General features: G+C 43.9%; 18 protein-coding genes, 3 tRNA genes, 1 pseudogene and 1 riboswitch. Of the genes and pseudogenes, 16 read left to right on the top strand and 6 right to left on the bottom strand.

Annotated features, from left to right (window positions below; genetic code table 11):
* The first annotated feature begins 254 nt into the window (after positions 1-254).
* Positions 255-1,679: a quorum-sensing sigma-54 dependent transcriptional regulator LuxO gene (gene luxO / locus P7F88_RS22050; protein ID WP_277828314.1), complete on the top strand. Its 1,425-nt coding sequence runs from the start codon at positions 255-257 to the stop codon at positions 1,677-1,679.
* Between the two features lie 25 nt (positions 1,680-1,704).
* On the top strand, positions 1,705-2,046 hold the full coding sequence (locus P7F88_RS22045) for an Hpt domain-containing protein (protein WP_277828312.1): 342 nt from the start codon (positions 1,705-1,707) through the stop codon (positions 2,044-2,046).
* On the opposite strand, the gene yvcK is transcribed toward P7F88_RS22045, so the two are convergent.
* Positions 2,035-2,922 (bottom strand): uridine diphosphate-N-acetylglucosamine-binding protein YvcK, encoded by an 888-nt coding sequence (gene yvcK, locus P7F88_RS22040; RefSeq protein WP_277828311.1) that lies wholly within the window; start codon positions 2,920-2,922, stop codon positions 2,035-2,037. The genes P7F88_RS22045 and yvcK overlap by 12 nt on opposite strands.
* Before the next feature lie 173 nt (positions 2,923-3,095).
* Positions 3,096-3,228, top strand: a riboswitch (molybdenum cofactor riboswitch).
* Between yvcK and moaA the strand changes: the two genes are divergently transcribed.
* The 11 genes and pseudogenes from moaA (at position 3,217) to P7F88_RS21985 (ending at position 14,119) form a co-directional block, all read left to right on the top strand.
* Positions 3,217-4,206: a GTP 3',8-cyclase MoaA gene (moaA, locus tag P7F88_RS22035; protein ID WP_277828309.1), complete on the top strand. Its 990-nt coding sequence runs from the start codon at positions 3,217-3,219 to the stop codon at positions 4,204-4,206. (Overlaps the previous riboswitch by 12 nt.)
* 49 nt (positions 4,207-4,255) lie before the next feature.
* The gene (moaB, locus tag P7F88_RS22030; RefSeq protein WP_277828307.1) at positions 4,256-4,768 is read left to right on the top strand and encodes a molybdenum cofactor biosynthesis protein B; all 513 of its coding nucleotides are present in this window, start codon (positions 4,256-4,258) and stop codon (positions 4,766-4,768) included.
* 5 nt (positions 4,769-4,773) lie between these two features.
* A complete protein-coding gene (moaC, locus tag P7F88_RS22025) occupies positions 4,774-5,253 on the top strand; it encodes a cyclic pyranopterin monophosphate synthase MoaC (RefSeq protein WP_277828305.1) in 480 nt (159 codons plus the stop codon).
* Complete coding sequence (gene moaD, locus P7F88_RS22020) at positions 5,250-5,495, top strand: molybdopterin synthase sulfur carrier subunit (RefSeq protein ID WP_277828303.1); 246 nt, start codon at positions 5,250-5,252, stop codon at positions 5,493-5,495. Before moaC ends, moaD begins: the two co-directional genes overlap by 4 nt.
* A 1-nt stretch (position 5,496) precedes the next feature.
* Positions 5,497-5,961, top strand: coding sequence for a molybdopterin synthase catalytic subunit MoaE (moaE, locus tag P7F88_RS22015; RefSeq protein ID WP_277828301.1), 465 nt, complete (start codon positions 5,497-5,499; stop codon positions 5,959-5,961).
* Between the two features lie 801 nt (positions 5,962-6,762).
* A complete protein-coding gene (locus P7F88_RS22010; RefSeq protein ID WP_277828299.1) occupies positions 6,763-8,394 on the top strand; it encodes an ABC transporter substrate-binding protein in 1,632 nt (543 codons plus the stop codon).
* A gap of 168 nt (positions 8,395-8,562) precedes the next feature.
* Positions 8,563-9,483 carry an oligopeptide ABC transporter permease OppB gene (oppB, locus tag P7F88_RS22005; RefSeq protein ID WP_277828297.1) on the top strand — a complete coding sequence of 307 codons (921 nt, stop codon included), beginning with the start codon at positions 8,563-8,565 and terminating at the stop codon, positions 9,481-9,483.
* A 15-nt stretch (positions 9,484-9,498) separates the two neighbouring features.
* Positions 9,499-10,401, top strand: a complete 903-nt coding sequence (gene oppC / locus P7F88_RS22000) for an oligopeptide ABC transporter permease OppC (RefSeq protein ID WP_277828295.1) — start codon at positions 9,499-9,501, stop codon at positions 10,399-10,401.
* A 15-nt stretch (positions 10,402-10,416) separates the two neighbouring features.
* Positions 10,417-11,388 carry an ABC transporter ATP-binding protein gene (gene oppD, locus P7F88_RS21995; protein ID WP_277828293.1) on the top strand — a complete coding sequence of 324 codons (972 nt, stop codon included), beginning with the start codon at positions 10,417-10,419 and terminating at the stop codon, positions 11,386-11,388.
* Positions 11,385-12,395 (top strand): annotated as a pseudogene (oppF, locus tag P7F88_RS21990) (murein tripeptide/oligopeptide ABC transporter ATP binding protein OppF). The gene oppD and the pseudogene oppF overlap by 4 nt, the downstream one beginning before the upstream one ends.
* Before the next feature lie 251 nt (positions 12,396-12,646).
* Positions 12,647-14,119 carry an oligopeptide:H+ symporter gene (locus P7F88_RS21985; protein ID WP_277828291.1) on the top strand — a complete coding sequence of 491 codons (1,473 nt, stop codon included), beginning with the start codon at positions 12,647-12,649 and terminating at the stop codon, positions 14,117-14,119.
* A gap of 56 nt (positions 14,120-14,175) precedes the next feature.
* Here the strand turns inward: P7F88_RS21985 and P7F88_RS21980 are convergent, their stop codons facing one another.
* From P7F88_RS21980 to P7F88_RS21965, 4 genes are all read right to left on the bottom strand, one after another.
* On the bottom strand, positions 14,176-15,651 hold the full coding sequence (locus P7F88_RS21980) for a peptide MFS transporter (protein WP_277828289.1): 1,476 nt from the start codon (positions 15,649-15,651) through the stop codon (positions 14,176-14,178).
* Positions 15,652-15,935: 284 nt separating this feature from the next.
* Positions 15,936-16,020 (bottom strand) — tRNA-Tyr (locus P7F88_RS21975).
* Between the two features lie 89 nt (positions 16,021-16,109).
* Positions 16,110-16,194: transfer RNA gene (locus tag P7F88_RS21970), tRNA-Tyr, on the bottom strand.
* Between the two features lie 89 nt (positions 16,195-16,283).
* Positions 16,284-16,368: transfer RNA gene (locus P7F88_RS21965), tRNA-Tyr, on the bottom strand.
* A gap of 318 nt (positions 16,369-16,686) precedes the next feature.
* On the opposite strand from P7F88_RS21965, the gene P7F88_RS21960 reads away from it, so the two are divergent.
* From P7F88_RS21960 to P7F88_RS21950, 3 genes are all read left to right on the top strand, one after another.
* On the top strand, positions 16,687-17,784 hold the full coding sequence (locus P7F88_RS21960; RefSeq protein WP_277828287.1) for an efflux RND transporter periplasmic adaptor subunit: 1,098 nt from the start codon (positions 16,687-16,689) through the stop codon (positions 17,782-17,784).
* Entirely contained in the window at positions 17,784-20,897 is a 3,114-nt protein-coding gene (gene vexH, locus P7F88_RS21955) for a vibriobactin export RND transporter permease subunit VexH (RefSeq protein WP_277828285.1), read from the top strand. The genes P7F88_RS21960 and vexH overlap by 1 nt, the downstream gene beginning before the upstream one ends.
* Before the next feature lie 164 nt (positions 20,898-21,061).
* Entirely contained in the window at positions 21,062-21,523 is a 462-nt protein-coding gene (locus P7F88_RS21950) for an Lrp/AsnC family transcriptional regulator (RefSeq protein WP_277828283.1), read from the top strand.
* 29 nt (positions 21,524-21,552) lie between these two features.
* On the opposite strand, the gene P7F88_RS21945 is transcribed toward P7F88_RS21950, so the two are convergent.
* Positions 21,553-22,860, bottom strand: a complete 1,308-nt coding sequence (locus P7F88_RS21945) for an L-cysteine desulfidase family protein (RefSeq protein ID WP_277828282.1) — start codon at positions 22,858-22,860, stop codon at positions 21,553-21,555.
* Positions 22,861-22,945 lie beyond the last annotated feature (85 nt).

Here is a 22,945-nt window from a genome sequence, read left to right as displayed (position 1 = left end):
TAAGTGAAAAAAAGCCAACCGAAAATTCGTTCGATTGGCTATATTCTGTGAATAATCTTTATTCACTAACAACGTCAGTTGGCTAGGTGACCCGTTAGGGTCATTTATATAACTGCATGATGCATGCCAACTTATTCACACTAAAAATAGGTCTGTGTACTCGATTTTCTAGATTTTCACTCCATAAAGTTGCAAAATGCAATGCAAGCTGCAATCATTTCGTAAAATGCAATAAAATTATATGTTGGCTATCGATGAATACTTCTGCAAATAACAAACGCACTAAACGCCTTTTAATGGTGGAAGATACCGCTTCAGTTGCTGCGCTTTATCGTTCTTTCTTAATGCCTTTGGGTATCGATATCGAAATTGTTGGTACAGGTAAAGATGCTATAGAAAGTGTAAACAGCAAAATCCCGGACCTTATATTACTGGACTTACGTCTCCCTGATATGACAGGGATGGATGTATTGAATCAGGTTAAGCAAGGCAACCCAGACGTACCAGTTATTTTTATGACCGCGCACGGTTCGATAGATACTGCAGTAGAAGCGATGCAGCATGGTGCTCAGGATTTCCTAATAAAACCATGCGAAGCAGACCGCCTGAGGGTTACGGTCAACAATGCGATGCGAAAAGCCGCGAAGCTGAAAACCGATGGTGATAGTAAAGTCAAAGGCAACAATAATTATCAGGGATTTATCGGAAGTAGTCAGACAATGCAGTCGGTGTATAAAACCATTGACTCAGCGGCTGCAAGTAAGGCGAGTATATTCATTACAGGAGAGAGTGGTACTGGTAAGGAAGTATGTGCTGAAGCTATCCACGCAGCTAGCAAGAGGCGCGATAAGCCATTTATTGCTATTAACTGTGCTGCCATCCCAAAAGACCTCATCGAGAGTGAGTTGTTCGGGCATGTAAAAGGGGCATTCACCGGTGCGGCAACTGAGCGTGAAGGCGCTGCAGAACTGGCAAATGGTGGCACTTTGTTTCTGGATGAACTGTGCGAGATGGACCTGGAGTTGCAGACCAAACTTCTTAGGTTTATTCAGACAGGTACTTTCCAGAAAGTGGGCTCCTCTCATATGAAGAGTGTCGATGTTCGGTTTGTTTGTGCAACAAACAGAGATCCCTGGACGGAGGTTCAGGAGGGGCGATTCCGTGAAGACTTATACTACAGGCTCTATGTCATTCCATTACACCTGCCGCCTCTTAGAGAGCGGGGAGAAGATGTTGTTGAGATCGCCTATTCGCTTCTCGGCTTTATGTCGTTGGAAGAAGGAAAAGACTTTGCTCGTTTTTCTGAAGAGGTTGTCAAAAGGTTTGTTAACTATGAATGGCCAGGTAATGTTCGTCAGTTGCAAAATGTTCTGAGAAATGCGGTGGTACTCAATCATGGAAAGGAGATCACACTTAACATGTTGCCACCGCCGTTGAACCAACCTAGCACAAAAATTGCATCGCTTAACACAATAAGTTCAGCAAATGGGAAATCAGATGAAGTGCTTACTGAGTTGTCGCCTTCGGATGTTTCCCCGTTGTGGTTGGTAGAAAAAAATACGATAGAACAGGCTATTGACGCATTTGACGGAAATATCCCCAAAGCGGCAAACGCACTAGAAGTCAGCCCATCGACGATTTATAGAAAAATTCAAAGCTGGACAAAACTCTCAGGATGATGAAGGGAAAGAAGTGACTTGTTATTTGAATTCTCATAAAGTTAACGATTTATGCCATGAGATAGGAAAAGATAATCTGCCCGTTTTGCTTGAAATATTTTTGAGTGAACTGGATGGATATCAGAGTGTTCTATCCGGTGAGTTGAAGGATCTGCAATCACCTTTGCAGGAAATTAGTCATGCGCTAAAAAGTAGTGCCGCTAGTTTTGGTGCTGATAACCTTTGTGAGTTAGCAAAAGACCTTGATGACAGAGCCAAAGCTGGGGAGAAAATTAATACTGCTGAGTACCGCGAATCGATTCTGGAATCTATCCGAGAAACAATTCGCGTATATCATTCACTAACGGATGATGGTTCAGCTTACTAGCTGCTCAAGAATAGCATCGTATAACTTATTTCTGTCGTGTCGCCAGTTTCTGTTTGGCGACGCGAGCTCTCTAACTGCTACGTTCCAGTCGCTGTTGAGTTCGGGGTGTTCAAACGCCGTCAACACGGTATCGACTTTTCTGCCCCGGCATGCTCTTTCGCACCATTCCAGCTTTTCTTTGAAACTCATTCTGCCGGCTGGTCCGTATTCCGGTGATAGATTTTCAATCATCACAATTTTTGCATTGGTGTTTTGGTTTATTGCGCCGCAAACCTCTGGCAATAGAAGTGGTGGCATGATGCTAGTTAGAAAGCTTCCTGGGCCAAGTATGATGCAGTCAGCGTCCTCAATTGCGGTTAATGCTTCTTTTGTTGCTGGTACTTCTGGATCCAGGCCTAGACGTTGAAGATCCTGTTCCATTTCGTCAACACTGGTTTCTCCATGCACCCATGTCCCGTCTACAGACAAAGCTTTCAGATCAGACGGATGCTCTGACATAGGCACAATATTAACATCTACGCTTAAAAGGTTTCTTATCAGTTGGATTGCTTCTAAGGGCCTAACTGAAAGGTTGTCTAATGCAGTTAGCATTAGGTTACCAAGGTTGTGTCCCGCGAGCTCTCCTGAACCTTTAAATCGGTATTCAAACATCATTGAACCAGTCGAAGGTTGAGTAATTAGCTGGTTGATGCAGTTGCGAGTATCGCCCCAGGCGATCCCCTGACAACTGCGTATGCGGCCGGTGGAACCACCATTGTCCGTCGTTGCGACAATACCTGTTGCGTTTTCGCCAAACTCACTAAGTGCAGCAAGCACACGTCCCAAGCCGTGTCCGCCACCGATGGCAACGATCTTTTTCTGTTTATAAATTGTCATTTAATTTAATAGTTCTATATTTGTTTTTAATCTGTAGGGATTCCCCATTCACAATTAATAAAAAATAAAATTGAAATGTGGGAAACACAACGTTTTTGCCACAAAACTCTGGCAGATAGCAAGTAAATCTATTACCTTTGTAACCAGCTGCTGTATTGATTACGTAAATCTTATAGCTGCCATAACTCCGAGCTTTTAGCGCTAAGTTGAAGAATATGTGTTAAGAGCCGTGGCATGTTGCCACCAGGGTTGATTTAGAAATGAGTCAGCCTCCCGTGTTTGGAAAGGTGTTCCGTGGCGAGACAATTCGAAGATAGTTTTAATCGCAAATTTTATTATTTGCGTCTTTCAGTTACAGATGTATGTAACTTTAAATGTACTTATTGCTTACCAGATGGCTATAAACCGTCTGGTCGTAAGAACTCATCATTTTTATCATTACCAGAGATCAAACGTGTTGTTAAAGCGTTTGCGGACTGTGGTACGTCCAAAGTTCGTATTACTGGTGGTGAGCCTACTTTACGCAAAGATTTCACCGAAATAGTTCATACCATTGCCTCGACTGAAGGTATTAAAAAGGTCGCGATGACCACCAACGGCTATCGCATGGAGAAGCACGTCCATGAGTGGCATGAGGCTGGACTGAGCAATATCAATATTAGCCTGGATAGCCTTGACCCAAGAATGTTTTACCAGATCACTGGTGAAAACAAGTTCAGTGAGGTAATGGCAGGGGTTGATAGAGCCTTTGAAGTCGGGTATCAGCAAATCAAGGCAAATGTGGTCCTGATGAAGGATCTCAATGCACAAGAACTACCCGCATTTATGAACTGGATTAAGGATCGCCCGATTCAGCTTCGATTTATCGAACTGATGCAAACCGGGGAAATGGATTCTTTGTTCCGCAAGCATCACCAGTCTGGTGTTAGCATCCAAAACAAACTTATTGCGGAAGGTTGGGTACAAAAAGTAAGAGAAGCCAACGATGGGCCTGCAAAAGTCTTTGTTCATCCTGATTATAAGGGTGAAATCGGACTGATTATGCCGTACGAAAAAAGCTTCTGTGAAAGCTGTAACCGACTGCGTATCTCTGCATTGGGTAAGCTCCATATGTGCCTGTTCGGGGAGCAGGGCATAGAGTTGCGCGAGTTGCTACAAGAAGACGAGCAACACGAAGAGCTTATTGCACGCATCCAACACGAATTACAGAACAAGTCCGTAAGCCACTTCTTGCATGATGGCAACTCGGGCATGACACCACATCTGGCATCCATCGGCGGCTAACTACCGCTGGATAACGTATACCAAAAAAGTTAAGAACATAGGTGAACTTATGGGACACGCTGTAAGCGAATTTAAGCCTGCAAATGTTGCAGTATTAACCGTATCTGATACCCGCACAGAAGAAAACGATACTTCTGGTCACTACTTTGTAGAACAGCTGAAAGAAGCAGGCCACAACCTGATAGACAAAAAAATTGTCATTGATGATGTATATCAACTGAGAGCCGCACTTTCGCAGTGGATCGCAGACGACAGCATTCAGGCTGTGTTAATGACTGGCGGTACGGGATTTACTTCTAGGGATAACACTCCTGAAGCGATTCTCCCTCTTTTCGATAAAGAAGTTGAAGGTTTTGGTGAGCTGTTCCGTATGCTCTCTTTTGAAGAGATCGGTACATCGGCTATTCAGTCTCGCGCTTTTGCTGGAATGGCAAATAAAACGGTGATTTTTGCTGTACCTGGCTCTCCGGGCGCTTGCAAAACAGCATGGACAAAAATCATTAAGCAGCAGTTGGATGCATCGCACCGCCCTTGTAACTTTATGCCACATCTAAAAGGTTAATCTCGATGTCAGAATTTACTCATATTAATGCCTCTGGCGAAGCGAATATGGTCGACGTTTCAGCTAAAACAGAAACTGTACGTGAGGCGAGAGCAGAAGCTTTCGTAAAAATGGCACCAGAGACGCTTCAACTCATTGTTTCCGGTAGCCATCACAAAGGTGACGTGTTCGCAACAGCAAGAATTGCCGGTATCCAGGCTGCTAAGAAAACCTGGGATCTTATTCCGCTTTGTCACCCGTTACTTCTTTCTAAGGTTGAAGTTCAACTTGAAGCAATAGAAGAGGAAAACAAAGTTCGTATCGAGTCTGTATGTAAATTAGCAGGTAAGACCGGTGTTGAGATGGAAGCGTTAACTGCTGCGTCAGTTGCTGCTCTTACTATCTACGACATGTGTAAAGCCGTGCAGAAAGATATGGTGATTGAAAATGTACGCCTGCTTGAAAAGAAAGGCGGGAAATCAGGACATTTTAAGGTGGAATCATGATTAAAGTTCTTTTTTTCGCTCAAACCCGAGAGCTCGTTGGGCAAGATGGCGTTGAGGTAGAATCAACTTATGCTACCGCTGAAGAGTTAAGAGCTGAGTTGGCCCAAAAAGGTGACAAATGGTCGCTTGCTCTGGAACCTGGAAAACTTCTTGTTGCTATTAACCAAACTATTTCTCCCTTAGATACACCAGTCAATGATGGGGATGAAGTTGCATTCTTCCCACCGGTTACCGGGGGCTGATATGTCGATAAGTATTACGGTTACTGAAGACGATTTTTCTGTTGGTGAAGAATATGGATTGCTTGCTGAAGGCTCAGAAGCTGGTGCGGTCGCGATGTTTTCTGGCAAAGTTCGCGATATGAACCTCGGAGACAGTGTTTTAGGACTAAGGTTAGAACACTACCCAGGAATGACAGAAAAGGCTCTATCTGAAATCTGTGAAGAAGCGATGAAGCGTTGGCCATTATTGAAGCTCAGAGTAATACACCGAGTAGGGGATCTGGACATCGGCGATCAGATTGTGTTTGTGGGTGTAACCAGTGCGCATCGCGGTGCTTCGTTCGAAGCTTGTGAGTTTGTGATGGATTACTTAAAAACCAAAGCACCTTTCTGGAAAAAAGAGCGAACGACAGAAAATACCCGTTGGGTGGAATCAAGAGACTCAGATCATTTAGCCGCGTCTCGCTGGGATAAGTCGGACAGCTAATAAACGTCACACGCTAAACTGGTATTATTATTTATTGAGCCTGCATATTTATGCGGGCTTTTTTATTAATTAATATAACGCAAGTTAATTGAATAAATATTAATCAACGTAACTTTGAGTATGAAAATATGAATAACGGCTTAAATAAAACCTCATCGAAATAGCCCTCATTTATTAATAAGCGCATAATTAATTACTGGGTTCAATATAATGTTAACAAGTTCGAATAATGACTATCAGTACTTTGATGTTTAGCTAACAGTATTTTTAACCGTATGATATGTAGTAAGTTTGAGGCAATTTGAAATACAAGCATCATTACATAAAGTTTACTTATGTAAGGTTATGTTTACATCTTGTGCCCTATAAAATTTATTATATTCGTGTGATTTGCCCATTGACGGTAATTTAAAAGTACAATATTTGAGTAGTTGAGAATTTATTTCATTAACACTTACATCAATAAGTTAATGATTCTATGAGAGTTGATTGCATTCGGTTGTCAAAAAATGTGATTTAGATCTCTTTATATTCTGCAAATTATGGAATGATTAGAACTTAATCGTGAATAAAACAGATCGTAGAGAATGTAACCAAAATATTGACCAGCTCTAAAATTTAAATGTTTATTTACTACAATTTTATGGCAAATTCCTTCGATTGTTGATAGCTTGTCACGCAATCTTCGATGAGCTTATGTGTTTTTGGAAAAAGATTAATCTAAAAACTTATAAATTCCCTGCCGTTCGGGGCTCGTTGAAGCGTCATGGATGCAAACAAAAATTACTTGGAGTTAATTGCATGTACAAAAACAAAATTACACAAGCCCTTTTATTAGGTGCGAGCTTAACTGTTGCAGCAACTTCTTTTTCTACTCTTGCTGCAGATGTTCCTGCTGGAACAAAGCTAGCAAAAGCTCAGGAATTGGTTCGTGGTAACGGTACAGAAGTAGCGTCTATCGACCCGCATAAAACGGAAGGTGTGCCAGAGTCACACGTAATCCGTGACCTACTAGAAGGTCTTGTAAACCAGGATGCTGATGGTAACACTATTCCCGGTGTTGCTAAGTCTTGGGAAACTGCAGACAACAAAACATTCGTATTCCACCTACGCGAAGACGCTAAGTGGTCTAACGGTGATCCAGTAACTGCTGAAGATTTCGTATACAGTTTCCAGCGTGCTGTAGATCCAAACACTGCTTCTCCATACTCGTGGTACCTGGAAATGACTCAGATGGTCAACGCTGCTGAGATCATTGCTGGTAAAGCAGACAAAGAAACTCTGGGTGTTAAAGCATTAGATGCTCAAACTCTAGAAGTTAAACTGACTACTCCTCTTCCTTACTTCGTAATGATGATGGGTCACACTACAGTTAAGCCTGTACATAAAGCGACTGTAGAGAAGTTCGGTGATCAGTGGACTAAACCTGGTAACTTCGTTGGTAACGGTGCATTCGTTATGGACAAGTGGGTTGTGAACGAGCGTATCGAAATGGTTCCTAATAAGCAGTACTGGGACAACGCTAAAACTGTTCTAACTAAGGTTACTTACCTTCCAATCGAAAACCAGGTAGCTGAGATGAACCGCTTCCTATCTGGTGAAATCGACTTCACAAACGAACTTCCTAACGAACACTTCCGTCGTCTGCAGAAAGATCACAAAGAGTCAGTCTCTATCCAGGGTAACCTGTGTTCATACTACTACGGCTTCAACAACGCGAAAGCACCGTTTGATGACGTACGTGTACGTAAAGCACTTTCTTACGCTATCGACCGTGACATCATCACTAAAGCACTGCTAGGTCAAGGCCAGAAGCCAGCATACTTCCTAACTCCGGAAATCACTGCAAACTTCAACCCAGAGCTACCTGCTTACGGTCAGCTGTCTCAGAAAGAGCGTAACGAAGAAGCAGCACGCCTACTGGCTGAAGCTGGTTTCGATAAAGGCAACCCACTGAAGTTCACTCTTCTTTACAACACGTCTGAAAACCACAAGAAGATTGCTGCTGCAATCCAGTCTATGTGGAAGAAGACTCTGGGTGTAGATGTCCAGCTAGAGAACCAGGAGTGGAAAACTTACCTGGATACACGTCGTCAGGGTAACTTTGACGTAACTCGTGCTGGTTGGTGTGGTGACTACAACGAAGCGTCTTCATTCCTGTCTCTAATGCAGAGCAATAACAGCTCTAACGATCCTAAGTACTTCAACGATGAGTACGACGCGATTATGGATAAAGCGCTACTGTCAACTAACGACGCAGAACGTGCTCAGCTTTACATTGATGCAGAGCAGAAGCTAGCGGCGGATATGCCAATAGCTCCTATCTATCAGTACGTTAAAGCACGTCTTGTTAACCCTCGCGTAGGTGGTTTCCCGGTTAACAACGCAGAAGATAAGATTTTCTCAAAAGACCTATACATCAAAGCTGAGTAATTCTTAACTACAATAAAACTATAATTTTCAGACACTGCATGTGGAAACACATGCAGCGTCTTTTTGTTTACTATTAATTTATTGCCTGACTGATTGAATTAAGTGTTTGTATACAAATAGTTTATTTAACCAGGCGGCATACGTCACAGACTGAACAAGAGTGAGTTTATGTTTAAATTCATTGCAAAAAGGATATTAGAAGCGATTCCAACGATGTTGGTATTGATTACGGTATCTTTCTTCCTGATGCGTTTTGCACCGGGTAACCCTTTTTCTACAGAACGCCCACTTCCTCCGGAAGTAATGGCGAACATTAATGCAAAGTATGGCCTTGATAAGCCGGTACATGAGCAGTACCTGACTTACCTGACTAACATTATTCAAGGCGACTTTGGTCCTTCATTTAAGTATAAAGATTTTACCGTAAATGAGCTGATTTCCGGTGCTCTTCCAGTATCTGCCAAAGTAGGTGCGGTTGCGTTTATCTTTACGGTGATAATGGGGGTATTTGTCGGAACCATTGCCGCACTCCGGCAAAATACATGGTTCGACTATATAGTGATGGCCACCGCCATGGTGGGGGTAGTAATGCCATCCTTCGTATTTGCGCCTGTACTTATCTATATTTTTGCGCTGAATCTCGGGTGGCTGCCTGCTGGTGGCTGGCATGATGGTTCTCTTTACTATATGGCGCTGCCTGTATTGGCGATGTCGTTCCTATACATCGCAACATTTGCACGTATTACCCGTGGTAGCATGATTGAAACGCTTAACAGTAACTTTATTCGTACTGCTCGTGCGAAAGGGTTGAGCTACCACTACATCATCGTTAAACACGCACTTAAGCCAGCGATGCTTCCGGTTGTTTCTTATATGGGACCAGCCTTCGTAGGTATCATCACTGGTTCTGTTGTTATCGAAACTATTTTTGGTTTGCCGGGCATCGGTAAACTATTCGTTAACGCTGCATTTAACCGCGACTACTCGCTAGTAATGGGTGTAACCATTTTGATTGGTTTCCTATTCATTTTATTCAACACTATTGTTGATATTCTGCTGGCGACAATCGACCCGAAAATTCGTTATTAATTGGGAGCGGATGACATGTTAACGAAAAAAGACAATCTTGAAGCGGTCGAGAAGTTTGCTGAAAACTTAGAAATCGAAGGCCGTAGCCTATGGCAAGATGCTCGTATCCGCTTTATGCGTAACAAAGCGGCGATGGTGAGCCTGGCTATTTTATTTTTGATGACACTTGGTGTTATCTTCCTGCCGATGATGGCAGAGTTTGCATACGATGATACGGACTGGTACGCCTTGCATGCAGCGCCTTCCGCTGAGCATTGGTTTGGTACTGACAGCCTGGGTCGTGACCTCTATGTACGTACTCTTGTTGGTGGGCGTATCTCACTAATGGTTGGTGTACTTGGTGCATTTGTAGCGGTACTTATCGGTACGCTATACGGTGCAACATCTGGCTTTATCGGTGGTCGTGTTGACCGCATTATGATGCGTGTTCTGGAAATCCTGTACGCTGTGCCATTTATGTTCCTGGTAATCGTACTGGTTACTTTCTTCGGTCGTAATATCGTACTGATGTTTGTGGCAATCGGTGCTATCGCATGGCTGGATATGGCGCGTATTGTACGTGGTCAGACACTGAGTTTGCGTAGTAAAGAGTTTATCGAAGCGGCACACGTTTGTGGTGTGAGCAAGTGGAATATCATCACTCGTCACATCGTTCCAAACGTACTGGGTATCGTTGCGGTTTATTCAACACTGCTTATCCCAAGTATGATTCTTACCGAGTCATTCCTTTCTTTCCTTGGTCTTGGTGTGCAAGAGCCGATGACCAGCTGGGGCGCACTGCTTCAGGAAGGTTCGCAAACAATGGAAGTGGCAATCTGGCAGCTTATGTTCCCAGCTGCGTTTATGGTTGTAACGCTATTTTGCTTTAACTATGTAGGTGACGGTCTTCGTGACGCGTTGGATCCAAAAGATAGATAAGAACTGGAAAGAATAATGAGCTTATTAGATGTCAAAGATCTGCGCGTAGAATTTACCACTCAAGATGGTATCGTAACCGCAGTTAACGATTTAAATTTCTCACTGAATCAAGGTGAAACCCTTGGTATCGTAGGTGAGTCAGGTTCGGGTAAATCCCAGACCGTATTTGCAATCATGGGCCTTTTGGCGAAGAACGGTATTATCAAAGGTAGTGCTAAGTTCGAAGGCAGAGAGATTCTTAATCTGCCTGAAAAAGAACTGAACAAGGTTCGTTCAGAGCAGATTGCGATGATCTTCCAGGATCCGATGACTTCACTTAACCCGTACATGAAAGTTAGCGACCAGCTAATGGAAGTACTGATGCTTCACAAAGGCATGGGCAAAGCGGAAGCGTTCGAAGAGTCTGTACGCATGCTTGAGGCTGTTAAGATCCCTGAAGCGCGTAAGCGTATCACTATGTACCCGCACGAGTTCTCTGGCGGTATGCGTCAGCGTGTAATGATTGCAATGGCGCTTCTGTGTCGTCCAAAACTACTGATTGCTGATGAACCAACGACTGCTTTGGACGTAACGGTTCAGGCACAGATCATGGACCTGCTGAACGAGCTTAAGAGTGAGTTCAACACTGCGATCATTATGATTACCCACGATCTGGGTGTAGTTGCTGGTTCTTGTGACAAAGTACTGGTTATGTACGCTGGTCGTACAATGGAATACGGCACGGTTGACGAAATCTTCTATAACCCAAGCCACCCGTATGCGGAAGGCCTTCTGAAGGCGATTCCTCGTCTTGATACTGAAGGTGAAATTCTTCCAACTATTCCGGGTAACCCACCAAACTTATTACACCTTCCACCGGGCTGTCCTTACCAGGAGCGTTGCCACCGTGTAACGGATCGCTGTAAGAAAGACGCTCCGATCCTGACGCCATTTGGCGATGGTCGTCAGCGTGCATGTTTTTCTGACTGGGAGGCTTGGAACAAATGAGTTTAGAAGCAAAATCAAACAACAAAAATCTGCTGCTTGATGTAAAAAATCTTAAAGTACATTTCAGCATCGCATCCAAGTCTGCCTGGCCTTGGTCTAAGCCTTCTAACCTGAAAGCGGTTGATGGCGTGAATGTACACCTTTACGAAGGTGAAACTCTGGGTGTAGTAGGTGAGTCTGGTTGTGGTAAGTCTACGTTTGCTCGCGCTATTATCGGCCTGGTAGAAGCGACAGACGGTGAGGTAGTTTGGCCTGGTCAGGATCTGACCAAGATGAACGAGGTGAAGCGTCGTGAAACTCGTAAAGAGATTCAGATGATATTTCAGGATCCTCTGGCGTCTCTGAACCCTCGTATGACAGTCGGTGATATCATCGCAGAACCACTTCAGACGTTCTACCCTGAACTTTCTAAAACGGAAGTGAAGGCAACCGCGTTAAGGAAATGATGGCGAAGGTAGGCTTGCTACCGAACGTTATCAACCGTTACCCGCATGAGTTCTCTGGTGGTCAGTGTCAGCGTATCGGTATCGCACGTGCGCTTATCCTTAAACCTAAGATGATCATCTGTGACGAACCAGTATCAGCATTAGATGTATCGATTCAGGCACAGGTGGTTAACCTGCTAAAAGAGCTTCAGGATGAACTTGGTCTGAGCCTTGTGTTTATTGCGCACGACCTTTCTGTTGTGAAACATATCTCTGATCGCGTACTGGTTATGTATCTTGGTAATGCGGTTGAGTTAGGTGAAGCAGAAGCGCTGTTTGCCAATCCTAAGCACCCGTATACAACGGCTCTGATGTCAGCAGTACCGATTCCTGATCCTAAGATTGAACGTACTAAAGAGATTCAAATGCTGGAAGGCGACTTTGCCTTCACCAATCAGCCCTCCATCTGGCTGTGTATTCAGAACGCGTTGTCCTAAGGCAACCGATCTTTGTGCACAACAGAAACCCCAGATTAAGGGTACAGACGTTCACGCAGTTTCCTGTTTGCACGTCGAAGTATAAATTCAGCCTGTGACGGGCTAGAGCGCGGCAGCTTCTAAAGTGTCGCGCTTTTTTTGTCCCTGAAAATCATCCGCTTTCCCAGAAATAACTCGATAAACATAATCTCCGCATATCGTATTGTTAAGTGACGCATTCATGAGAGCTATGTAAGTACTCAAATACGTGCCAATTATTCATTTTTTTTAAACCCTTCCCGGTGCTAGTATGCGCGCCCTGAAATTCTCACTAACTGAGTTTATTAAAGGTTTAATATGTGGAATAGACTTAATACGTCTTTGATGTTCTGTCAGTCGATGTACGGCCTGTCGTTTTACGGCGTAATGGTGGTTCTGACTCGCTTTTTTTTGGAAGAGCTAAATTACAGTGAAGCAGATACAATGATGGTCGTGGGGGCTTTTTCTGCTATTGGCCCTCTGTTTGCGATTGCTGGTGGCTTTATTGCAGATAAGTTCCTTGGTGCTTATCGCTCTCTTACTATCAGTTATGTAGGCTTTACTTTGGGGTACATACTACTCGTCTTTGGGTCGTCCGTACTGAATGTCCCTTTAAGCCTTTCAGGGATAGCATTAGCAAGCTACTCAGCTGGTTTGATGGCGCCTTCATTCCCAAGCCTTTATAGAAACACATTTGCATCCCAGGCAGATTTCGAAAATGGTTTTCCTGTTAACTATTCGATCAAGAATCTTGGAGCTGTTATAGGACAGTATACGTACCCGATGTTTATCTTTGTTCTTGGTTACAAAGGTAGCTTTATGATGTCGGCGGTAATGGCTTCTCTTGGCCTGCTAATTCTGGTGGTGTTCAGAGGTTCACTAGTAAAAGTTTCAGGTGATAAAGATCAGTCGCCAGTAGGTGTTAAGAATTGGGTGCTATTTTTGCTAACCTCTACGGCAATGATCGCACTAGTATTCTTTATGTTCTCGAATATGGATATTGGTAAAAACATTGTTTATGCCATTAGCCTGACGGCGATTCTTTACTTCGTATCCTTGATATTTAAAGCATCGAAAGCTGAGAAGATAAAGTTGGGTACTATCCTAATCATGATAGCGTTAACAACGGTATTTCTTGTTTATTACGGCCAGATCATGACCTCAATGAACATGGTTACTATGAACACTATGCGTGGTGATCTATTTGGATTTATTCCGATTGCACCAGAAGCGGCTATGGCTATGAATCCTCTTTGGTGCATGGTGGCTGGCCCTGTTATTGCCTACGTTTTTTCAAGCTTAGAAAAGCGAGGTGTGAACTTCACAACAGCAACTAAAGTTGCGATGGCATTCGTGTTAACAGCGATTGCATTTGGTGTGTTAACCGCATCAGTTCTTACCATTGGCGAAGACGTAGTACTTCAACCGGAAGTTTTCCTGGCTGTCCATTTCTTCCAGTCATTTGCTGAAGTAATAGTAGGCACGATGGTTGTTGCCTTTATTCTTTCTGTAGCACCTAAGCGAATCGAGAGTTTTTCAGTAAGTTTATATTCCGTAGCGATAGCGCTAAGCGGCATTATAGGTGCGGTTTTCTCAACATCGATAGCGATGGATGAAGAGCAGGTGGTTACTCAGCGGTTTGTACAAGAAGTGTATGGCGGTTATTTTAGCAAGCTAACGTTAGCAGCATTGGTTATGGTTGTTGTTGCTTTGGTGTGTTCTGCCATTATCCGAAGGCTGCTGAACAAAGCTAATCTTGAAGAGCACGAATTAGAAACCTCAGAAGCTTAAAATAGAAAAGGTCATCATCCTCGGGATTGATGACCTTTTATTTTGATATCAAGTGATTAATGCGCTTCAGATAGCTCCGGCTGCTCCGAATCATCATCTGCTTTCTCAAGCATTTTACGAATAACCACAGATGCAAGCAGTGCTATAGCGACCATTACAACAGCAAGGATAGTCAGCAGCTTAAAGTAATCACCATAAACAGTCTGTACGATTTCCTGAGTGATCTCCTGACCTTTTTCAAGTGCAATAGACGTTGAAAAAACAGCGCCTACGATGCCACTAAGCGCGATAGCTACAGAGAACAAGCTCACGGAGAAGTTTTCAATATGCTTCGGTGTTACCGATAGAATAAACGCAACAACCATGCTTCCCACAATAACTTCAGCAAACGCCTGGAAGAAATGAATAGCCAGGAATACTTCAGGACGAATAACCACATCTTCACCTACAGCCAGTACTGCAACAGTTAAGATACCAAAGGCAATTGCCGTAAGGATGAATGCAATTGCAATCTTAGTTGCTGTAGAAAGGCTGATGCCACGTTTCTCTAGAGATGAGAACGAGTAAGCAATGATTGGTCCTGCTACCATACACCAAAGAGGGTTCATCGCCATGGATGCCTCTGGCGCGATAGGGATGATGCCAAACAAATCACCGCGCATGGTATTAATGGTTACCATTGTCATAGAAGTCATCATCTGACCGTAATAAACAAAGAACGCGGTGGTTAATGCAACCACGATAAGGATGGTACCCATCTTGAGTGCATCAGATCTCTGTACCTTAAACATCAGTGAGATGAAGTAAAGAATCGCTGCAGCGCCGATGGCGTAAACGATGTTTTTACCGATCTCCATGTTCGAGAACATAAAGAATACCAGGCCGATCATGGCAGCAGATGTTATTGCAAACAATATCCAGTTTTTGTTGCTAACGGGTGCCTGGTCGAGCTCTGCCGCTGCATTAACGAGTGGCTTGCGGAAAGTCACTAGTGTGAAAAGCGCCAAACCTGCAAGGATTCCTGATAAAGCAAAGCTGCCGTTGAAACCAAGCACAAGAACAAGAAGTGGGAAGGCATACTGACCGATCAGAGCGCCGACATTGTTCACAGAGTAGTTTACCGGATAGCCATTTTCAAAATCTTCTTGCGATGAGAATGTGCGTTTGAAAAGACTAGGGTAGGAAGGGGACATCAACCCTCGGGAATAACTAGCCAGAGCAATACCACAAAGTGCCATTGGAACGTTTTTAGTAGAAGCGCCTAAGAAAAGGAGCGCATAACCTGAAGCAAAGCCAAGGTATGCTATTGTTAGTGAGCGGTACGCTCCAAGGAATTTATCAGCAATAAAACCACCGGCGATAGCAAACAGTGGGCCGATGGAAGAAAATGCACCAACTACCATCATGGTATCGGCTTCGTTGTACCCCAGCTCTTCAAGGAAGAATCGCGTTAGTATCACCATTACCCCGTAGAAGGATAATCCGAACATGGCCTGACAGAACATCATTGAGCCATTTAGTCTATTCCACATAATATTATCTCGTTGTTAAATTTATAGACAGAATAATAGTTATGAAATAGTACCATTTGGTGGTGATTAATAATTTATAGTATTTGATATTAATTATTATATAAAGCATTAGTTTTTCTAATGCTCTTGTAACTATCTGATTTTATGAGGATGTTTTTGAAGCGTATGGTGTTCCAAATATGAAATGTAAGATATCTATCGGTAGGATGAAAGGTTGGCGCGTTTTATAGATGATTAAATCTAATGAAAACAAAAAAGCCAGCTCGATGAGCTGGCTTTAAATATGGTGGAGGGGGACGGATTCGAACCATCGAAGGCGGAGCCGGCAGATTTACAGTCTGCTCCCTTTGGCCACTCGGGAACCCCTCCAGGGTATTTTTTCATGCTATAAAAAGCATACTTAACAACTGTTTTCCCAACACAAGCTATCAAGTGTTACCTATTAGATAGGTAGAAAATGGTGGAGGGGGACGGATTCGAACCATCGAAGGCGGAGCCGGCAGATTTACAGTCTGCTCCCTTTGGCCACTCGGGAACCCCTCCAGGGTGTATTTTCATGCTATAAAAAGCATACTTAATAACTGTTTTCCCAACACAAGCTATCAAGTGTTACCTATTGAATAGGTAGAAAATGGTGGAGGGGGACGGATTCGAACCATCGAAGGCGGAGCCGGCAGATTTACAGTCTGCTCCCTTTGGCCACTCGGGAACCCCTCCAGGGTGTTTTTCATGTTTTAAAAACATGCTTAATAAGCGCTTTCCCAACCTGCTCATCAAGTGTGGAGCGCATAATAGCAAACTCGACTGAGCTGTAAAGTGTTTTATTACAATTTTGGCTCGACTGCTTTAAATTTGGGCAAAGATGCTGAAAAGTGAACATTTACTCGTCGACATGCCAGTTAAAGCGTCACTTTTACCAATCGACTTTTTCGTTTTAGTAAGAAAAGTCCTGTATTTGATCACATTTACATTCCTTTACGTACAAAAGAATAATTGTTGATAGAATGGTGTTAGGAACAAAAAGAGTATAAGAATATGAAAAAACAAACTTTATTGGCTTTATGTTTGTCAGCCGCCATGGTTACCTCTTTTCCCACTAGCGTCATGGCTAACGGACCGGGAAAGCCATCAGGAGCTCGCTCAACGCTCGTTGTAACGGAAAAAGTAGATATCCATGAAATCTCTCAGTCACTCACGCTTATAGGCAAGCTTGAAGCGAAAGAGTCAGTGGTTATTTCTCCGGAAGTCTCCGGAATAATCTCTTCGATTAAGGTTTCTGCAAACCAAAATGTCACTCGTGGTCAACTTCTGGTTCAACTTAACGACGATAAAGTTCGAGCAGCACTTGCAGAAGCGGATGCCTATTTACGGGATGAAAAACGTAAGCTTGCAGAATTTAAGCGTCTTGCTAAAAGAGGGGCGATTACTCAGACAGAAATCGACGCTCAACAAGCAAGTGTTGATATTGCCAACGCCAGGCTAGAAGCTGAAAAAGCGAATCTCCAGGATATGAATATAGCCGCTCCATTTGCGGGAACAGTGGGCTTTGTTGATTTTAGCCGCGGTAAAATGGTCAGCCCAGGTGCAGAGCTACTCACTTTAGATAACCTATCTGTGATGCGCCTCGATTTGAATGTCCCAGAGCGTTACCTACCAATGATACAAGAAGGGATGCAAGTACAAGCAGCTTCTAATGCTTGGGGTGGTGAGTTGTTTACAGGTGAAGTGGTAGGTATCGATACCCGTATTAATAGCGAAACACTAAGCCTTCGAGTCCGTATTAACTTTAATAACTCTGGCTCAAAGCTCAAGCCAGGCATGCTAATGTCTGCGTTGTTAGAGTTCCCACCAATCAAAGCACCTATCATACCAGTACAAGCGTTACAGTATTCCGGTACAAAGCGTTACGTCTATATTGTTGATGAGAACAACAAGGCGAAAAGATCTGAAGTAATTTTAGGTGCCAGAGTAGGCAATGAGGTGGTCATAGAGAAGGGGCTGGATATTGGTGAACGTATCGTTGTACAAGGTCTTGTAAATATGCGTGACGGTGCAACAGTTCGGGAACTGAGCGCCAATAAAGCGAAATCTCAGGGTGACAAAACAGGTCAAAATAATAAGGACAATTCGTAATGTGGTTATCGGATACTTCTGTTAAAAGACCGGTTGCTGCGCTTGTACTGAGTATGCTGCTGGTTGTGTTCGGTATTGTCTCTTTTGATCGGTTAGCGGTAAGGGAGATGCCGGATATCGAAAGCCCTGTTGTTACCGTATCTACGCGGTACGAAGGTGCTTCAGCAACGATTATAGAAAGCCAGATAACTTCTGCTATCGAAGAAAGGCTTTCAGGGATCAGTGGCATCGATGAAATTTCTTCGACGACCAGAAATAGCATGTCGAGGATAAAAGTTACTTTTGAGCTTGGTTACGATTTGAACACCGGGGTCAGTGATGTGCGAGACGCAGTTGCCCGAGCCCAACGTTCCTTACCAGACGAAGCTGACGATCCAATTGTCTATAAGGACAACGGCTCGGGAGAAGCGTCTTTATACGTTAACTTGAGTTCATCAGAGATGGACCGAACCCAGCTTACTGACTATATCGACCGCGTATTAATGGATCGCTTCAGCCTACTTACTGGTGTTAGTTCCATTACGGTAACTGGCGGCTTGAACAAAGTGATGTATGTGAAGCTTAAACCCGAGCTCATGGCTGGGCGGGGTGTGACCTCTTCAGATATTACTACTGCATTGCGTGCTGAAAACCTGGAAAGCCCGGGAGGGGAAGTTCGAAATGACGCCATCGTGATGTCGGTACGAACAGCTCGCAGCTACAACCAACCTGAAGATTTCGATTATTTAGTAGTAAGACGTGCCAGCGACGGTTCTCCGATATATCTGAAGGATGTTGCGGATGTTTATTTGGGGGCAGAAAACGAAAGCTCTACCTTTAAAAGTGACGGTGTCGTTAACGTAAGTATGGGCGTTGTTCCTCAGTCAGATGCCAACCCGTTGGACGTTGCGAAAGCTGTTCGCCATGAAGTAGAAGAGATACAGAAGTTTTTGCCCGAAGGCACCCGATTAGCGATCGATTACGATTCAACGGTATTTATCGAGCGTTCAATTAGCGAGGTTTACAACACGCTGTTTATTACTGGCGGTTTAGTTGTTCTCGTTCTCTATATCTTTATTGGTCAGGCTAGGGCAACGTTGATCCCGGCTGTCACCGTACCGGTATCTTTGATATCTGCGTTTATCTCTGCCTACTTCTTTGGCTTTTCTATCAACCTGATTACCTTAATGGCACTAATTCTTGCCATTGGTCTGGTCGTAGATGATGCCATCGTTGTAGTGGAGAATATCTACCACCACATTGAGCAGGGTGAACCTCCGTTGTTAGCGGCCTACAAAGGTACCCGAGAAGTGGGCTTTGCAGTAATTGCAACAACTCTTGTTCTTGTAATGGTATTTCTGCCAATCTCCTTTATGGAAGGCATGGTAGGGCTGCTGTTTACAGAGTTCTCAGTGCTGTTGGCGATGTCAGTTATCTTCTCATCTTTGGTGGCGTTGACTCTGACCCCTGTTCTGGGGAGTAAGATTCTTAAAGCCAATGTAAAGCCAAATGTATTCAATCGTTTTGTAGACAAAATGTTTGGAGCTTTGGAAAGAGGCTATCGATTCCTGCTATCTAAAGCGATGCGAGTTCGTATCATCGCGCCACTAATCATACTTGGCTGTATTGGTGGCAGTTATCAGGTGATGAATATGGTTCCTTCACAATTGGCTCCTTCCGAAGACCGTGGTGTAGTGTTTGCGTTTGTACGTGGTGCCGATGCGACAAGTTACAACCGTATGGCGGGCAATATGGACCTGGTGGAACAGAAGCTGATTCCATTGCTGGGCCAAGGAATACTAAAGTCTTTTAGCATTCAGAGTCCGGCTTTTGGTGGTAATGCGGGTGATCAGACCGGATTCGTTATTATGATCCTGGAAGACTGGAACGATAGGACGGTAACAGCTCAGGAAGCGTTAGGAGTGGTTAGAAAAGCGCTAACTGGTATACCAGACGCTCGTGTTTTTCCATTTACACCCGGTTTTAGACGGGGCTCAAGTGAACCAGTCCAGTTTGTTTTAGGTGGTTCTAACTATGAAGAGTTGAGAAGTTGGGCTGAGGTATTAAAACTGGATGCCGAAGAAAGCCCAATGATGGAAGGTGCAGAGATCGATTACTCCGAGAAAACCCCAGAGTTGCTGGTAACAGTGGATAAGCAACGTGCGGCTGAGCTAGGGATTCCTATCAGTGATGTTTCCGACACTTTGGAAATCATGTTAGGCGGTAAGAGCGAGACGACATACGTTGAGCGAGGAGAAGAGTATGACGTTTATCTCCGAGGTGATGAAAATAGCTTTAACAACGCCACAGACTTAAGCCAGATCTACTTGAGGGCTGCGAATGGTGAGCTGGTTACAATGGATGCGCTAACGCAAATCGAGGAAGTGGCATCAGCAAACAGGCTATCTCACTACAATAAGCAAAAATCGATTACGGTAACCGCGAACGTTGTTGATGGGTATACGCTAGGAGAAGCTCTGGACTATCTCGATCAAAAAGCCATTGAACACTTACCGGGAGACATATCGGTAAGCTATTCCGGTGAGTCTAAAGACTACAAAGAGAACCAGTCTAGTGTGTTGGTAGTATTTGCTTTGGCATTGCTGGTGGCTTACTTAGTTCTTGCTGCTCAGTTCGAAAGCTTTATTAACCCGCTGGTTGTGATGTTTACTGTACCTATGGGCGTGTTTGGTGGCTTCCTTGGCTTATTTATCATGCAGCAAGGGATGAATATCTACAGCCAGATAGGCATGATCATGCTAATTGGTATGGTGACCAAAAACGGTATTCTTATCGTAGAGTTTGCTAACCAGTTACGTGACCGGGGAGTTGAATTTGAGAAGGCGATCATTGATGCTTCTGCACGAAGATTAAGACCAATACTGATGACAGCATTTACTACCCTTGCTGGTTCTATCCCACTGATCACTTCATCTGGAGCTGGTTATGAAAGTCGGGTAGCGGTTGGTACGGTAATTTTCTTTGGAATGGCATTCGCTACGTTAGTTACTCTGTTTGTTATTCCGGCTATGTATCGTCTGATATCTGGTTCAACTCAAGCCCCGGGCCATGTCGAAGCTGAACTGGACAAGCACTTGTCGCACGACAATAAAGGGCGCGCTAGTCATGGTTAATATCTAGTTCGATAATTACAGTTGTATAGGCGACACATTACTTACCCCACTTTTATAGAAGTGGGGTATTTTTATTCCTGCCCTTTTTAAGAATGAAATTTTTCTACTAAATAGTTAGTATGTGGTAATTGTTTCTAGTGTGCAAAAGGGCCAAAGAGGTAGCAATGAAGCTAGATAAAACGGATAGACAACTGCTTTCCATGCTGCAAAAGGACGGTACAATCTCATTGAATGAGTTAGCGGATGCTGTAAACCTAACCACAACACCTTGCTGGAAGCGGTTAAAACGCCTCGAAGAGAGCGGTGTTATTCGCAAGCGGGTTGCACTGCTAAATTCAGAGTTACTTGATCTCTCTTTTACCGCGTTTGTGATGATCAAAACAAGTAATCACTCCCACGAGTGGTATAGCCAATTTGTCGAAACCGTTACTCAGTTTACCGAAGTCATGGAGTTTTATCGGATGGCGGGCGAATACGACTATATGATGAAAGTTCAGGTCGCTGACATGAAACGTTTTGATGAGTTTTATAAGAAGTTGGTCAATAGCGTGGATGGCATCTCAGATGTGACTTCGACGTTTGCGATGGAGCCGCTGAAATATACAACGGCTCTTCCATTAGAGTGATTAATTTGTGGTTAGTATGTAGCAATTAGTTAGTTGCAGTGTTTGTTAACCATAATATCCAGGATCTGGACATCGGTTTGTGCCATTGAGCCGTTAGCCAGTGCACATAGGTTGCGAATAGAAGTGTCTACATCGTCACTTACGATGCCTTCACTGCCCGTCACATACACGCCATTTCTAGCCATTAAGCTCGCTTTTACCGCAGCGCCCGCAGAAGACGATACTTTCATTGCACATGCTGTTTTCGCACCGTCACAAATAATGCCGGAAATATCGCCGATCATGCTACAGATAGCGTTGCTTACCTGTTTGAAGTCTCCGCCAAGCAACCATGTCATACCCGCCGCTGAACCCATTGCAGCAGTGGTAGCTGCACATAAAGCAGAAAGCTTATTTTGATGACTTTTGATATAGATGGCCATCAGGTTAGAGAGCATTAATGCACGAATTTTTTGCTCTTTCGTTACCTTCAGAAAATCTGCGGTAACAACGACTGGCATAGTCGCTGCAATGCCCTGGTTGCCAGAACCTGAGTTACTCATTGCCGGTTTCATTGCGCCATCCATTCTTGCATCAGAAGCAGAAGATGTACGGGTGATCACTTCCGTTAACAATCCGCCTGATAGCAAGCCCTGTTCAACGTTTTTTTGGAAGGTGCTACCAATTTTTAAGCCATACTCTTTTTCTAAGCCTTCTACAGAAAGTGCATCGTTCAAATCGCCTGCTTGTTCGATAAAGCTGATATCCTCAATAGGAGCATTCAATGCAAAATCGTACACGTCCTGGGCATCAGCATTTTCAAAAGGATTATCGTGAACTGGGGCAACGTAGTGACAGGTTTCGGAGAAGGTGGTTATGCCGTTCTCTTCGATAGAGACAACTTTAGTATGGCTATCTGCAATGGTAACGGTGACGAACGAAGTGCCTTTTTTCACTGTCACTTTTGCATAAAGTATGTTGCTTACTTCAGCGACATCAACAGAAACACGGCCGCTGTCAATAATAGACTTCGCTTCGACAACATCGGCATCGGTGATGTTTTTCAGAACTTCTAATCCAGCATGGGCATCACCTGCAATAGCGCCAACAGAGGCTGCGATTGGCATACCAACCATACCTGTGCCAGGAACGCCGACACCCATGCCATTTTTCATCAGGTTAGGAGAAATAGACGCAGAGATAGTAACGTCGGATAAGTCCTCTTTGGACAAGCCGCCAAGCTTTTCGACGGCAATTGAAGCAGCCAAAGCAACAGATACAGGTTCAGTACACCCTAGTGCAGGCACAACCTCTCTCTTTACTACCTCAACAAACCCTTTCCACAATTGCTTATTCATCGAAACCTCTCAAATTCTTGCATTTCATCTTATGATGTAAATATATGTCGAATCTGAGAGGATTTTTTCGCTATTTTTGCTCTGA

The organism is Vibrio hannami, from assembly GCF_029589055.1.
Taxonomy (GTDB): domain Bacteria; phylum Pseudomonadota; class Gammaproteobacteria; order Enterobacterales; family Vibrionaceae; genus Vibrio; species Vibrio hannami.
This window is presented reverse-complemented; position numbering and strand designations above follow the sequence as displayed.